Raw genomic sequence first — 14,074 nt, 5'->3', positions numbered from 1 at the left:
AGAGCGTGGCTTGGCGCCTCGAACGCTCATGCCAAGCTGGGAGGTGTGAGAGACCTTGCCGCGACCGTTGATCGGGCCTTTGCCGCCGCCCTCTATGCCCAGGATGATGCCGGGCTGGACACCGGGGCTTCGTTGCTCGTCGCCGATCAGGGGCAGTGGGGCGGGGTCGGGCGGGAGCTGCTGGCGCGCGGGGAGGCGTACGTACGGCAGGGCTGGGAGCGGGGGTGGCAGCCGGCGGACGTGCTGCGGCTGGTCCGGCGGGACCTCGACGAGCGGCACCTGCGGATCACCGGGGACCTGATCGCCGCCGAGGCGCGCCGCTACGCGCGGCTGCCCGAACGGTGGACCGACGCCGAGGTGTGGTGGACGGGCGACGACGCGTACGCCGACCAGCTCGCGCAGCGGGAACGGGCGGACCGGTTCACGCTGGCCACCGCCTTCCTGGAGGTGCTGCGGCTGCTGATCCGGCTGCCCTCCATCGAACCGGTGGGTCCGGTTCCCGGGGACCCGGCCGCCGACGCCCTGGAGCACGCGCACATCGAGCCGCGCATGCTGGGCCGGATCCGGGCGCTGCTCGCCAAGGCGGAGGCGACCACCTTCCCGGAGGAGGCGGAGGCGCTCAGCGCCAAGGCCCAGGAGCTGATGGCCCGGCACACCGTCGACGAGGCGCTGCTCGCGGCGAGCGGCAAGGGACCGGCGCAGGTGCCCGGGGCCTGCCGGATCGGCGTGGAGCCGCCGTACGAGGAGGCGAAGGCGGTGCTGCTCGACGCGGTGGCCACCGCCAACCGCTGCCGGGCGGTCTGGAACAGCGGCTTCGAGTTCTCCACGGTGGTCGGCTTCGAGAGCGACCTGGAGGCGGTCGAGCTGCTCTACACCTCGCTGCTCGTCCAGGGCACGGCGGCGATGACCCGCGCCGAGGCCGCGCAGCGCTCGGGCGGGCGCAAGCGGACGAAGACCTTCCGGCAGTCCTTCCTGCTCGCCTACGCCAGCCGGCTCGGCCACCGGCTCGCCGAGACGGCCGAACACGCGGCGAGCGAGGCCCCGGACAACCTGCCTGCTCTCGTGGCGCGGGACGTCGCCGTCACCTCGCGGGCGGACGAGATGTTCCCCCGCACCACGACCACCCGGCTGCGGGGCGCCACCGACCACGCGGGCTGGGAGGACGGCACGGCCGCCGCCGACCGCGCCCACATGGGCGGCAGGCGCAAGCCGCTGCCCCGGTAGCCGTCAGGGCCTCGGGTCGTCCTCCGCCCCCCCCAGCCGATCCGGCCGTCGGGGCGCCCGCCGAGGGCCCCGGCCGGGACCGCGTACGGGAACTGCTCGCCGCCGCCGGGTCGGTCCTGGACGCGGCCGCGCACGCGATCCGGCACGGGGGACCGGTGCGCCTGCCCGCGCCGTCGCCGGCGGTCCTCAAGTCCCCCGACACGGCGGACCTCCTCACCGGCGCGCCCCTGCGGGCCGCACGCCGGCTCGCCCGGGAGGCGCTGCACCGGGCGACCAGGACCTGTCTGTGATCAACGGACCACCCCGCGTGCACGTGCATCTGCCCGTGCAGGAGCCATTGAACACAGCTATGATCCGGAGGAGTTGACATCTGCACTATCGGGGGCTTCCTGTGGACCACGCGTACAACGGGATGGCAGCTGCAGAACTCGCTTCCTTGTTTGAGCTGACGTGGCAGAAGAGCAGACACAGCAACTCGCAGGGTTCCTGCGTGGAGTTCGCGAAGCTGCCGGGCGGCGACGTCGCCATGCGCAATTCGCGCTTTCCGGACGGACCGGCGCTCGTCTACACGCCGGCCGAGATACAGGCCCTGCTCCTGGGCGTCAAGGACGGCGAGTTCGATCACTTGATCGGCTGACGGAACAGCGCATTCATCAAGCCATGCACGTGCACTGGCCGGGACCGATCGCAATGATCGATCCCGGCCAGTTGTCTTGTGTCCGCGCCGTGTGCCGCGCCGGGGGCCACTCGCGCCGGCGCGTCAGTCCTGGAGCAAAAAGAGTGCCCAGACCACCTTGCCGGTGAGCCGCCCCGCGAGCGGGTGCCAGCCCCAGCTGTCGCTGTACGAGTCCACCAGGAACAGCCCGCGCCCGGACTCCAGGTCGAAGTTCTCCTCCGTGCGCTCCGGTGAGAAGGCCCCGCCGGGCCGGTCCTCGCTGGGGTCGCGCACCGCGCACACCAGCCGGGTGCTCCACCGCATCAGGTGCAGCCGTACCGGCGGCTCCGGCTCGGCGTCCGCGCCCCGCGCGTCGTCCGGCAGGGCATGGCGCAACGCGTTGGTGACGAGTTCGGAGACGACGAGGGCCACATCGTCGAAGCGGTCGTCGAGGTCCCACTGGGAGAGCGTCGACCGGGTGAAAGTGCGCGCGCCCCGCACCGCGTCGAACCGTGCGGGCAGAGCGCAGGAGGCGGACCCGGAGACAGCCGTGGGGTCGACCGGGGGAAGCCCCTGCCGTAACGGCTCGAGCATGGTCGATCCATTCGTCCCCATGCGAGGCACTCCCGGGATTCGCGGACGAAGCGGCGGCTTTGTCCAAAGAGAACTGCGGGGTGGGTCCGGCGCCGGCGCGAAGAGCACGCAGGTGCGCGGGGACCATCGTTCCGAATGCGCGTGCCGGATGCAAGGGCAGATGCACGTGCACGCGCCGGACCTGTCCACTCCCGTGACGGTTCTTGCTCATTTCTTCCTACGCATACTTACGGACTTCTTCTCCCGGAGGCGGGATTCCGTTACAGAACGAGTACGGGCCGATGCGTTTTGGTGGCAGACTGCGGGCCCTGGGGTACGGGGGCCCCGCGACGCACGCGCACACCACGCGCACGCCAATGCGATGGGGAGGGCAGTACTAGTGACCGCAGAAGCAAGCGGTTCTGTGGTGCGCCGCATCCTCCTGGGCTCCCAGCTCAGGCGACTCCGAGAATCCCGCGGCATCACCCGTGAGGCGGCCGGCTACTCGATCCGCGCATCCGAATCGAAGATCAGCCGCTTGGAGTTGGGAAGGGTGAGCTTCAAGGCAAGGGACGTAGAGGACCTCCTGACGCTCTACGGGGTCACGGACACCGCGGAGCGCGATTCCCTGCTGGGATTGGTGCGCGAGGCCAACGCGACGGGCTGGTGGCACAGTTACGGCGACGTGCTGCCGGGCTGGTTCCAGACGTACATCGGCCTGGAGGGCGCCGCCTCGCTCATCCGGATCTACGAAGTCCAGTTCGTCCACGGCCTGCTGCAGACGGAGGCCTACGCCCACGCCGTCGTCAGCCGCGGCATGCCGGGTGCCACCGCCGCCGAGATCGACCGCCGCGTGGCCCTGCGCCTGGAGCGGCAGAAGGTCCTCGTCTCCGAGAACGCCCCGGTCTTCCACGCCGTCCTGGACGAGGCCGCGCTGCGCCGCCCGTACGGCGACCGCGACGTCATGCGCGGCCAGCTGGAGCACCTCATCGAGGTCTCCCAGCGGCCCAACGTGCAGCTCCAGGTGATGCCCTTCTCCTTCGGCGGACACGCGGGCGAGAGCGGAGCCTTCACCCTGCTGCGCTTCCCCGAGTCGGACCTCCAGGACATCGTCTATCTGGAACAGCTCACCAGCGCCCTCTACCTGGACAAAGACGAGGAAGTGGGCCAGTACGGGCGGGCGATGGAGCGGCTCCAGGCCGACTGCCCCGACCCCGACCGGACCAGGGATCTTCTCCGTGGCCTGCTCCAACTGTCTTGATTCGCACGTAGTATGACGTCTGATCAGTGCATGATGACCGATCGGTCTCCGGTGCAGCGCACGGGTGCGCGCTCGCAGTAAGGGATGGCATGTCCATATTCAGCGACCTGGCTCACCAGTACATCGACGGCGAATGGCTGGCCGGCACCGGTTCGTGGGACATCATCGACGTCAACCCGTACAACGGGGAGAAGCTCGCGGCCATCACCGTGGCCACCGTCGAGCAGGTGGACCAGGCCTACCGCGGCGCCGAGCGCGCCCAGTCGGAGTGGGCGGCCACGAGCCCGTACATCAGACGCGCGGTCCTGGAGCGTGCCCTTCGGATCACCGAGGAGCGCGAGAAGGAGATCGTCGAGGCGATGATCGACGAGCTCGGCGGGACCCGTCCCAAGGCCGAGTACGAGGTCTACCTCGCCAAGGAGTTCATCCGCGAGTCGATCCAGCTGGCCGTCCGGCCCGAGGGCAGGATCCTCGCCTCGCCGGTCGAGGGCAAGGAGAACCGCGTCCAGCGGCTCCCCGTCGGCGTCGTCACCGTGATCAGCCCCTTCAACTTCCCCTTCCTGGTGACGCTGAAGTCGATCGCCCCGGCGCTGGCGCTGGGCAACGCGGTCGTCATCAAGCCGAACCAGAACGCCCCGGTCGTCGGCGGCGGGCTCATAGCCAAGATCTTCGAGGAAGCGGGACTGCCGGCCGGCCTGCTGAACGTCCTGGTCACCGACATAGCCGAGATAGGCGACGCGCTCCTGACCCACCCCGTCCCCAAGGTCATCTCCTTCGCGGGGTCGGACCGCGTCGGCCGGCACGTCGGGGCGGTCGCCGCCCGCCACTTCAAGCGCACGGTCCTGGAACTCAGCGGCAACAGCGCGCTGGTCGTCCTCGACGACGCCGACCTCGACTACGCGGTGGACGCGGCCGTCTTCAGCCGCTTCGTCTACCAGGGCCAGGTCTGCATGGCCGCCAACCGCATCCTCGTCGACGCCTCCGTGGCCGAGGAGTTCACGGAGAAGTTCGTCGCCCGCGTGCGCGGTCTGAAGACCGGCGACCCGCACGAGGCCGACACCCACATCGGCCCGCTGATCAACTCCTTCCAGGCCGATGCCCTGACCGCGCTCGTGGACCAGGCCGTGGAATCCGGCGCGCAGGCGCTCGTCCGGGGGTCTACGCGCGGCAACCTCGTCGAACCGACGGTGCTCGCCGGGCTCCCCGAGGACTCCCCGCTGCTGGGGCAGGAGATCTTCGGTCCGGTGGCCCTGCTCGTGGTCTTCGACGGCGAGGACGAGGCCGTACGGCTGACCAACGCGACCCCGTACGGCCTGAGCGGCGCCGTCCACACCCGGGACGTGGAGCGGGGCGTCCGCTTCGCGCAGCGCATCGAGACGGGCATGATGCACGTCAACGACTCCACGATCGGGGACGAACCGCTGGCCGCATTCGGCGGTGAGAAAGCCTCCGGCCTGGGCAGACTCAACGGCGAGGCCACGGTCGAGGCCTTCACCACCCAAAAGTGGATCTCTGTGCAGCACGGGCGGAGCCGCTTCCCGTTCTAGACTCAGCCGGGCGTACGGCATGCGTCCGGGGGAGATCAGCGTTGAGCAACATACCGGAGACCGGCCGGACCCCTCGGGTCCAGAACCGGCTCGTCGTCATCCAGATCGTGGTCTTCTCGCTGCTGCTCACCCTGGGCGGCCGGCTCTGGTACCTCCAGATACGCAATGGCCAGGAGTACACGGACGAGGCGAAGAACAACCACGTCCAGCAGGTGGTCCAGCCCGCCGTGCGCGGCTCGATCCTCGACTCGCGCGGGGTCCCGCTCGCCGACAACGCCACCCACCTCGTGGTCTCCGCCAGCCGCACCGAGCTGCTGGCCATGAAGGACAAGGGCAAGTCCGTGCTGACCCGGCTCGCCGGGGTCCTCGGCGTGGACGCCCAGGAGGTCATCGACAAGGTCCGGCTGTGCGACTCCAAGACGAAGCAGCCCTGCTGGAACGGGTCCCCGTACCAGCCGATCCCGGTCAGTGACGAGGCGACCACCGAACAGGCCCTGCAGATCCGCGAGCACCCCGAGGACTTCCCGGGCATCACCGCCGAGGCGACCGCCCTGCGGCGCTACGCGGCCCCGGACGAGGCCAACACCTCCCAAGTGCTGGGCTACCTCTCGCCGGTCACCGACGAGGAGATCGCCAAGGCCAAGAAGTCGGACTCGCCGTACCTGCGCTCCGACCAGGTGGGCCGCTCCGGCCTGGAGCGCACGTACGACAAGGAGCTGCGCGGGAAGGCGGGCATCACCCGTTACGAGGTGGACAACCTCGGCCGGGTCATCGGGCAGGGCGAGACCGATCCGGCGCAGCCCGGCTCGAACATCGTGACCTCGATCGACTCGCGGGTGCAGGCGGTGGCCGAGCGCGAGCTGAACCACGCGATGGTCGAAGCCCGCAAGACGTACGACAAGAACACCCGCAGGAACTACGAGGCCGACTCGGGCGCCGTCGTGGTGATGGAGACCAAGACGGGCCGCATCGTCGCGATGGCCTCGAACCCGACCTACGACCCGAACGCCTGGGTGGGCGGGATCTCCGCCAAGGACTACGCCGGCCTCACCGACAAGGAGTCCAACTATCCGCTGCTGAACCGGGCCATCCAGGGCCAGGCGGCGCCGGGCTCCATCTTCAAGGTGGTCACCTCGACCGCCGCGGTCAACGCCGGGTACCCGTTCGACAAACGCTACCCCTGCCCCAGCTCCTACTCGGTCGGCAGCCAGACCTTCACGAACTTCGAGTCGCAGGGCCACGGTGACATCACCATCGGCCGGGCCCTTGAGGTCTCCTGCGACACGGTCTATTACGCCCTCGCGGACCAGGAGTGGAAGAAGGACGGCGGCATCAAGCCGAAGAAGGACCCGAACGACTGGTTCCTCAAGACGGCGCACGAGTTCGGGCTGGGCAAGCGCACCGGCATCGACCTGCCGAACGAGGTGCCCGGCCGGGTCCCCGACCGCAAGTGGAAGCAGGACTTCTTCGAGGCGAACAAGGACGCCTGGTGCCGGGACGGCAAGAAGAACGGCAGCTTCGCCGAGAAGATCGCCTACGAGAACTGCCGGCAGGGCAACCAGATGCGCGAGGGCGACGCCATCAACTACTCGATCGGTCAGGGCGACACCCTCGTCACCCCGGTCCAGATGGCCTCCGTCTACGCGGCCATCGCCAACGGCGGCACCCTCCACCAGCCCAGCGTCGGCAAGGCGATCGTCAGCGCCGACGGCAAGTCGGTCCAGGAGATCGCGCCGAAGGAGCAGGGCAAGCTGCCGATGGACCGCAAGACCCGCGACGACATCGACGAGGCCCTCGCCGGCGTGGCCACCAACGGCAGCGCCGCCTGGCGCTTCGGCGGCTGGCCGCAGAAGCAGATCCCGATGCACGCCAAGACGGGCACGGCCGAGGTCCAGGGCAAGCAGACCACCTCGTGGTTCGCCTCCTACACCGAGGATTACGCGATCGTCATGACGATCTCCCAGGGCGGCACCGGATCGGGTGCGTCGGGACCGGCGGTCCGCAGCATCTACGAGGCGATGTACGGGCTGGACCCGACGGGCAGGCAGGACCTCTCCAAGGCCCTGCTCCCGCAGCCCGCCGGCGCGCTGCCCGCGATTCGGCCGGACGGGGAGATTTCCCCGAACTGAGGCGCCATCTAGGACAGGAGCTGACCTGAAGGCTCCGTAGCGTGTGAGGTGTCGGGGGGAAAGCCCCCGGCACTCCACACGAAGAGGCGGTCCGGTCATGGCTCAGATTTCCACCGAGGTGCTCGGCGACGAGCGCGGCACGCTCCTCTCCTTCGTCGAGTCCCAGCGGGTCGCGCTGCGCGAGGCGGCGCAGGGACTGACCGAGAAGCAGGCGGCGAGCCGACCCAGCGTCAGCGAGCTCTCCCTGTCGGGGCTGCTCAAGCACGCGGCGGAATGCGAGCTGTCCTGGCTGCGGATGGCCCAGCAGGTCCCGAACACACGGCAGCGCGACGAAGAGAGCTGGGGCGAGGCCTTCCACCTGGTCGAGGGCGAGTCCATCCCGGACGTACTCGATTTCTGGGACGGGGTGGTGAAGGAGACGGAGGCCTTCATCGCGGCCGTGCCCAGCCTCGACGACACCTTCCCGCTCCCGCCGGCGCCCTGGTTCCCCAAGGACGGCAAGGTCTCGATGCGCTGGATGCTCCTGCACCTGGTGGAGGAGTTCGCCCGGCACGCGGGCCACGCGGACATCATCCGGGAGTCCCTGGACGGCACCCGCGCCATGGGCTGAGGGCCCGGCCACTAGCCTGGCCGCATGTCAGCGATCAGGCTTCTCGTCCTCGGCGCGGTCCGCCAGCACGGGCGGGCGCACGGGTACCAGGTGCGCAACGACCTGGAGTACTGGGGCGCCCACGAGTGGTCCAACACCAAGCCCGGCTCGATCTATCACGCGCTCAAGCAGATGGCGAAGCAGGGCGTCCTGCACGCCCACGAGGTGGCGCCGAGCGCCGCGGGCGGTCCGCCGCGCACGGAGTACGAGGTGACGGACGCGGGCCGCGAGGAGTACTTCAAGCTGCTCCGCGAGGCCCTGGCGGCGTTCGACCAGAAGACGGACCTCCTCTCGGCGGCGATCGGCTTCATGGTCGACCTGCCCCGGGCCGAGGTCCTGACCCTGCTGGGGGAGCGGCTGGCGAAGCTGGCGGCCTGGCGGACGTCGGTGACGGACTACTACACGCCCGAGGAGGGCCCCCAGGCGCTGGGGCACATCGGCGAGATCATGCACCGCTGGGTCCATTCCGCGGACGCCGAGGCGGAGTGGACCCGTGGGCTGATCGCGCGGATCGAGGCGGGCGCGTACTCCTTCGCGGGCGAGGGCGGCGACCCCTTCCTCGGGGTCCTGGCGGACGGCCAGGAGAACCCGTACGCGTAAGGCGCCGCTAATCAAGTTTGACTAGCCCGATTCCGGGCAGTACCTTGGCGCTCTGCTAATCAAATTTGACTAATGAGCTGAGCGTGAGGAGTTGGAAGCGCGTTGGCGATCTTCGTCGAAGGTGTCCACAAGCGGTACGCGGACCGGCCCGCCCTGGCCGGGCTGAACCTGGAGGTGACACGCGGCACGGTGCACGCCGTGCTCGGCCCCAACGGGGCCGGGAAGACCACGGCGGTCCGCATCATGAGCACCCTGCTCCGGCACGACGAGGGCGTGGTCCGGGTGGCGGGGCACGACGTACGGAAGGACCCGGCGGCCGTCCGCGCCCGGATCGGCCTGCTCGGCCAGCACGCGGCGCTCGACGAGGAACTGTCCGGGCGGCAGAACCTGGAGATGTTCGGCCGCCTCCACCACCTGGGCGCGCGCCGGGCCGGGCCGCGGGCCGACGCGCTGCTGGACCGCTTCGGCCTCGCGGACACCGGCCGCAAGCCGGTGAAGCAGTACAGCGGCGGCATGCGGCGCCGGCTCGACCTCGCGGCGTCCCTGATCACCGACCCCGAGGTGCTCTTCCTCGACGAGCCGACCACCGGGCTCGACCCGCGCGGCCGTGCCGAGGTGTGGAGCGCGGTCCGCTCCCTCGTGGGCGGCGGCACGACCGTCCTGCTGACCACGCAGTACCTGGAGGAGGCCGACCAGCTGGCCGACCGCATCACGCTCATCGACGCCGGGCGGGTGGCGGCCGAGGGCACGGCCGACGAGCTGAAGTCCCGCGTCGGACCGGACCGGATCGTCGTCGTCCTGCGGGACGCGGCGCGGCTCGCGCAGGCGGCGGCGCTGCTGCCGGACCCGGCCGTGGACCCGGACTCCCTCACCCTGGGCTTTCCGGTGGAGGACCGCATGGCGGGCCTGGCCCTGACCCTGCGCGCGCTGGAGGGGGCGGGCATCGAGGCGGCGGACCTCTCGGTCCGGCGGCCCACGCTCGACGAGGTCTTCCTGCACCTGACGGACCGTACGAACACCACGGAGGTGGCCGCATGACGCAGCACACGATGGCCGCGGCGGGCTGGGTGGCCGTGGACTCCTGGACGATGACCCGGCGCGAGCTCGCCCACTGGGCGCGGCAGCCGGTGCAGATGGTCGTCGGACTCGTCTTCCCCGTGATGCTGCTGCTGATGTTCGGCTTCCTGGTCGGCGGCGGACGCGGCATCGACGGCGAGTACGTCGAGTTCCTCGTGCCCGGCATGCTCGCGCTGACCATGGCCTTCGGGCTGGAGGCGACGATGACGGCGGTCACCCAGGACCTGGGCAAGGGGGTGATCGACCGGTTCCGCGCCATGCCGATGTCCTCCGCGGCGGTACTGGTCGGCCGCAGCGCGGCGGACATGCTCCAGTCGGCCGTGGGACTCGCGGTCCTGGCGGGCGTCGGCCTGCTGCTCGGCTGGCGCTGGCACGGCTCGCCCGCGGCCGCGCTGCTGGCCTTCGTCCTGCTCCTGCTCCTGCGCTTCGCGATGCTGTGGATCGGGATCTTCCTGGGCATGGTCGCGGGCCGGCCGGAGATGGTGCAGGCGGTCCAGATCCTGGTGTGGCCGGTGGGCTTCCTCTCCAACGCCTTCGCCACGCCGGAGGCCATGCCGGGCTGGCTGGGGACGGTGGTGGAATGGAACCCGATGTCGGCGACGGCCACCGCCGTCCGCGACCTGTTCGGCAACCCGGCGGCGTCCTCCCCGTCCTGGGCCTCCGACCACGCCGCCCTGCTCGCCGTCGGCTGGCCGGTCCTGCTGCTGGCGGTCTTCTTCCCGCTGGCGGTGGCGCGGTTCCGCGGCCTGAGCCGGTAGGCCCGGGGCGGGGACTTGCACCTCACGCCACGTGAGGGCCCACAGTGAAGGGCGTACCCAACCAGAGGAGAGGACGGGACGATGGGCTACTCCGTGGGCCAGGTCGCCGGATTCGCCGGAGTCACGGTGCGCACCCTGCACCACTACGACGAGATCGGTCTGCTCTCCCCGAGCGGCCGCAGCCACGCGGGTCACCGGCGGTACGACGACGCCGACCTGGACCGGCTGCAGCGGATCCTGTTCTACCGGGAGCTCGGCTTCCCCCTCGACGAGGTCGCGGTCCTGCTGGACGACCCGGAATCGGATCCGCGGGAGCATCTGCGCCGGCAGCACGCCCTGCTGACCGACCGGATCGCCCGGCTCCAGCAGATGGCCAAGGCCGTTGAGCACGCCATGGAGGCGAAGAAGATGGGCATCAACCTCACGCCCGAGGAGCGGTTCGAGGTCTTCGGGGACAAGGACCCCGAGCAGTACGCCGAGGAGGCGGAGCAGCGCTGGGGCGGCACCGAGGCCTACGCGGAGTCGCAGCGGCGGGTCGCCACCTACACCAAGGAGGACTGGCGGCGGATCCAGGACGAGGTCGCCGAGTGGAGCGTCCGGTACGCGGCCCTGATGGACGCCGGCGAGCCCGCTGACGGCGGGGCGGCGATGGACCTGGCCGAGGAGCACCGCCGGCACATCAGCACCTGGTACTACGACTGCTCGTACGAGATCCACACGGGGCTCGGTGAGATGTACGTGGCGGACGAGCGGTTCAAGGAGTTCTACGACTCCATGAAGCCGGGTCTCGCCGAGCACCTGCGGGACGCGATCCTGGCCAACGCGGTGCGCAAGGTGTAGGTGAAAGGTCACGCATCCGACCCCCTCCGGTACCTGGAACCGGGAGGGGGTCGTGTGCGTTGATAATTGAGACTGCCTTTACCTTGCCCGCAACCGCCTGCTGCCCCCGGCACGCCCCCCGATCCAGGAGAGTCCGGAACCCGTGTACACGATTGCGCTCGGCCCTGAGTGGCTGTCCCCGGACTACCTGATCTCGCACTTCGGCCTGATCGGCATCCTGGTCATCGTCTTCGCCGAGTCGGGACTCTTCGCGTTCCTGCCCGGCGACTCCCTGCTGTTCACGGCGGGCCTGCTGGTCGCGGACGGGCAGTACATCAAGCAGCCGCTGTGGCTGGTCTGCACCCTGATCGTGGCCGCCGCGATCATCGGTGACCAGGTCGGCTACATGATCGGCAAGTTCTTCGGGCCGAAGATCTTCAACCGGCCGAAGTCCAAGCTCTTCAAGCGGGAGAACCTCGACAAGGCGCACGAGTTCATGGACCGGCACGGCCCGAAGGCCATCGTGCTCGCCCGTTTCGTGCCGATCATCCGTACCTTCGCGCCGATGGTCGCCGGCGCCGGCTCGATGAAGTACCGCACCTTCCTGACGTACAACGTCATCGGCGGCATCGGCTGGGGCGCGGGTGTCACGATGGCGGGGTACTGGCTCGGCCAGATCGAGTTCATCAAGACGAACGTCGAGCCGATCCTGGTGGCCATCGTCCTGATCTCGGTCATCCCGGTGATCTTCGAGGTGCTCAAGGCCCGCAAGGAGAACAAGGCGAACGGCGGCGCCGAGCCGCACGCCGAGGCCGCCGCCGTCGACGGCTCGGGCCCCCAGGCCCCGGGCACCCGCGGCCGCCACGCGAAGCGCTAGCCCGCTCCGGCCCCGCCGCCCCGATCGGTGAGCCGTCACGTACGCCCCCACAGGCACGCAAGTGCCGGTGGGGCGTACGTGTACCCAGCCGGGCTAGAAGCCTCGGGTCCGCTTCGCCGCACGGCGCTTCGCGGCGCTCGCGGCCCCCGGGATCCGCATGAACAGCCGGGACGTCTCCGACCCCAGGTTGACCCCGATGGCGATGGCCAGCGCGATGGCCGCCGCGTTCACCAGGGAGCCCAGCCCCTCGTTCAGCCGGTTCTCGGCGATCAGCAGCAGCCCGTAGTACGTCGCCGAGCCGGGCAGCAGCGGCCCGATGGCCGCGGTCGTGTACGGCAGGGCGGAAGCGAACCGGTAGCGGGAGAAGAGCTGCCCGAAGAGGCCGACCAGCCCGGCGGCGATGGCGGTGGACGGCACGGGCGGGATCTCGCCCGCGTAGTGCAGGGCGCCGAAGGTGACCCAGGCGACCCCGCCGTTGAGGGTCACGATCAGAACGGTGGAACGTTCCTGCTGGAGCAGGATCGCGAAGGTGAAGACCAGCACCATCGAGGCCGCGATCTGGATCAGCGGCCGCTGCTGGATCTCCAGGACCTCCTCCGGCCGGGGCGAGGCGTCGAACTGCAGGCCGACGTAGAGCACGACCAGCACGCCCATGATGATGCCGATGAAGAGGTACATGACCTCCAGCAGCCGGGCGGAGGCGGTGATGTAGAAGCCGGTCAGGCCGTCCTGCACGGCCGCGACCAGGGCCCGCCCGGGCAGCAGCGCGAAGAGTCCGCCGGTGATCACCGCGGACGCCTTGACGTCGATCGCGGTCATGTTCAGCGCCACCCCGATCGCGGCCGGCGGCATGGCCGCGACCACGAACTGGTAGAACTCCGGCAGCCCGCGGCCGGCGCACAGCCAGGCCAGCCGGTCGCCGAGGATCGCGCCGAGCGCCGCCGCGATGAACACCAGCACCCCGCCGCCGACCAGGGTGGAGGCGGCGCCGGCGAGCAGCCCGGCGGCGCAAGTGAGCATCCAGCCGGGGTACGGGTGGCGGTTGCGGCGGATCTCGGCGAGGCGCCGGTAGGCCTCCTCCAGCGAGATGTCGATCTCCGGGGCGCTGATGTCGTCGACGAGCCGGTAGACGGCCGAGAGCCGGTTGTAGTCGGTGCCGCGGCGGCGCACGGTCCGGTTCGCCGAGACCGGGTGGTCCACCAGCGAGGGCTGGTGGGTGATCGACAGCAAGGTGAAGGTGACGGTGGGCTCGCAGCGGTCCAGCCCGTAGGAGCGGGTCACCGCGAACATGGCGGCCTCCACGTCCTCGGCGCCCTCGCCGCCCGCGAGCAGCAGTTCGCCGATGCGCAGGGTCAGGTCGAGCACGCGGCCCACGGCGGGCCCGGCCTCGCTCGGCCGCTGCACGAGGTCCGGTACGGGACGCACGTCGACCGGCATGCGCAGCATCGTGCGCATGCGGTCCTGCCAGGGGGATTCCTTCAGCTGGACGACGTGGAAGTCCTGGCCGGGGGTGTAGGCGGGCGGGGAGTGCGCGGCGCTGTAGGTGGCCGGGGTGGCGAAGGCCGAACCCTCGGGCTCGGGCTGCACCGGCTCGGCGCCGGCCGGACGGGCGAACTCCGAGGTGGGCTGGTCGTCGTCGAGGGCCTCCGGCTCCATCCCGGGCGGCGGCGTGAAGGCGCTGTGCGCCTCGTCGGACTGGGGCTTCCTGTCCTCTGCCCCGTCGGCCTCCGCCACGCGTCCTCCAGTCCGTGATCACCTGCCGTATCAGTATGCGGAACCCTTCGCTCCCTGGCGAAGCCAGGTCGCACCTGCCCGGAAACGCGACAGCGGGCGGCACCCCGCCAGGGGTGCCGCCCGCCATGTCACAAGGGGCGCGGGGGAGTCCCCCGGCCCGTTACCGCCGAG

Annotated in this window: 13 protein-coding genes and 1 pseudogene; 12 read left to right on the top strand and 2 right to left on the bottom strand. The window is 70.4% G+C overall.

The window, feature by feature from the left end; genetic code table 11:
• The first annotated feature begins 45 nt into the window (after positions 1-45).
• From ACZ4VT_RS16405 to ACZ4VT_RS16395, 3 genes are all read left to right on the top strand, one after another.
• Positions 46-1,224: a DUF2786 domain-containing protein gene (locus ACZ4VT_RS16405; RefSeq protein ID WP_362801266.1), complete on the top strand. Its 1,179-nt coding sequence runs from the start codon at positions 46-48 to the stop codon at positions 1,222-1,224.
• Positions 1,225-1,379: 155 nt separating this feature from the next.
• On the top strand, positions 1,380-1,514 hold the full coding sequence (locus ACZ4VT_RS16400; RefSeq protein ID WP_467950160.1) for a hypothetical protein: 135 nt from the start codon (positions 1,380-1,382) through the stop codon (positions 1,512-1,514).
• A gap of 101 nt (positions 1,515-1,615) precedes the next feature.
• Entirely contained in the window at positions 1,616-1,861 is a 246-nt protein-coding gene (locus tag ACZ4VT_RS16395; protein ID WP_350989850.1) for a DUF397 domain-containing protein, read from the top strand.
• Between the two features lie 123 nt (positions 1,862-1,984).
• On the opposite strand, the gene ACZ4VT_RS16390 is transcribed toward ACZ4VT_RS16395, so the two are convergent.
• Positions 1,985-2,494: an ATP-binding protein gene (locus ACZ4VT_RS16390; protein ID WP_467950158.1), complete on the bottom strand. Its 510-nt coding sequence runs from the start codon at positions 2,492-2,494 to the stop codon at positions 1,985-1,987.
• A 340-nt stretch (positions 2,495-2,834) separates the two neighbouring features.
• On the opposite strand from ACZ4VT_RS16390, the gene ACZ4VT_RS16385 reads away from it, so the two are divergent.
• The 9 genes and pseudogenes from ACZ4VT_RS16385 to ACZ4VT_RS16345 all read left to right on the top strand — a co-directional run bounded on the left by ACZ4VT_RS16385 (position 2,835) and on the right by ACZ4VT_RS16345 (position 12,169).
• A complete protein-coding gene (locus tag ACZ4VT_RS16385) occupies positions 2,835-3,713 on the top strand; it encodes a helix-turn-helix domain-containing protein (protein ID WP_467950157.1) in 879 nt (292 codons plus the stop codon).
• An 89-nt stretch (positions 3,714-3,802) separates the two neighbouring features.
• Positions 3,803-5,260, top strand: a complete 1,458-nt coding sequence (locus ACZ4VT_RS16380; protein ID WP_362801276.1) for an aldehyde dehydrogenase family protein — start codon at positions 3,803-3,805, stop codon at positions 5,258-5,260.
• A gap of 41 nt (positions 5,261-5,301) precedes the next feature.
• A pseudogene (mrdA, locus tag ACZ4VT_RS16375) lies at positions 5,302-7,377 on the top strand (penicillin-binding protein 2); the annotation flags it as partial.
• 109 nt (positions 7,378-7,486) lie between these two features.
• Positions 7,487-7,999 (top strand): DinB family protein, encoded by a 513-nt coding sequence (locus ACZ4VT_RS16370; protein ID WP_467950155.1) that lies wholly within the window; start codon positions 7,487-7,489, stop codon positions 7,997-7,999.
• A 24-nt stretch (positions 8,000-8,023) separates the two neighbouring features.
• Entirely contained in the window at positions 8,024-8,638 is a 615-nt protein-coding gene (locus tag ACZ4VT_RS16365; RefSeq protein ID WP_467950153.1) for a PadR family transcriptional regulator, read from the top strand.
• 102 nt (positions 8,639-8,740) lie between these two features.
• Positions 8,741-9,676 (top strand): ATP-binding cassette domain-containing protein, encoded by a 936-nt coding sequence (locus ACZ4VT_RS16360; protein WP_362801285.1) that lies wholly within the window; start codon positions 8,741-8,743, stop codon positions 9,674-9,676.
• Entirely contained in the window at positions 9,673-10,473 is an 801-nt protein-coding gene (locus ACZ4VT_RS16355) for an ABC transporter permease (RefSeq protein ID WP_362801288.1), read from the top strand. Before ACZ4VT_RS16360 ends, ACZ4VT_RS16355 begins: the two co-directional genes overlap by 4 nt.
• An 81-nt stretch (positions 10,474-10,554) precedes the next feature.
• Positions 10,555-11,313 (top strand): MerR family transcriptional regulator, encoded by a 759-nt coding sequence (locus tag ACZ4VT_RS16350; protein WP_467950150.1) that lies wholly within the window; start codon positions 10,555-10,557, stop codon positions 11,311-11,313.
• Positions 11,314-11,455: 142 nt separating this feature from the next.
• Positions 11,456-12,169, top strand: coding sequence for a DedA family protein (locus ACZ4VT_RS16345; protein ID WP_467950148.1), 714 nt, complete (start codon positions 11,456-11,458; stop codon positions 12,167-12,169).
• Positions 12,170-12,262: 93 nt separating this feature from the next.
• Here the strand turns inward: ACZ4VT_RS16345 and ACZ4VT_RS16340 are convergent, their stop codons facing one another.
• Positions 12,263-13,903 (bottom strand): threonine/serine exporter family protein, encoded by a 1,641-nt coding sequence (locus ACZ4VT_RS16340; RefSeq protein WP_467950146.1) that lies wholly within the window; start codon positions 13,901-13,903, stop codon positions 12,263-12,265.
• Positions 13,904-14,074 lie beyond the last annotated feature (171 nt).

This window comes from Streptomyces sp. NPDC029164 (assembly GCF_055563995.1).
The sequence above is the reverse complement of the archived record's forward strand: the minus strand, read 5'-3'. Positions and strand labels throughout refer to the sequence as shown.

What these genes read in the sequence shown, in the direction of transcription:
- ACZ4VT_RS16385 (WP_467950157.1), top strand. Translation starts at nt 2,835, where the DNA reads ATGGGGAGGGCAGTACTAGTGACCGCAGAAGCAAGCGGTTCTGTGGTG.
- ACZ4VT_RS16390 (WP_467950158.1), bottom strand. Translation starts at nt 2,494, where the DNA reads ATGGGGACGAATGGATCGACCATGCTCGAGCCGTTACGGCAGGGGCTT.
- ACZ4VT_RS16350 (WP_467950150.1), top strand. Translation starts at nt 10,555, where the DNA reads ATGGGCTACTCCGTGGGCCAGGTCGCCGGATTCGCCGGAGTCACGGTG.
- ACZ4VT_RS16365 (WP_467950153.1), top strand. Translation starts at nt 8,024, where the DNA reads ATGTCAGCGATCAGGCTTCTCGTCCTCGGCGCGGTCCGCCAGCACGGG.
- ACZ4VT_RS16380 (WP_362801276.1), top strand. Translation starts at nt 3,803, where the DNA reads ATGTCCATATTCAGCGACCTGGCTCACCAGTACATCGACGGCGAATGG.
- ACZ4VT_RS16370 (WP_467950155.1), top strand. Translation starts at nt 7,487, where the DNA reads ATGGCTCAGATTTCCACCGAGGTGCTCGGCGACGAGCGCGGCACGCTC.
- ACZ4VT_RS16355 (WP_362801288.1), top strand. Translation starts at nt 9,673, where the DNA reads ATGACGCAGCACACGATGGCCGCGGCGGGCTGGGTGGCCGTGGACTCC.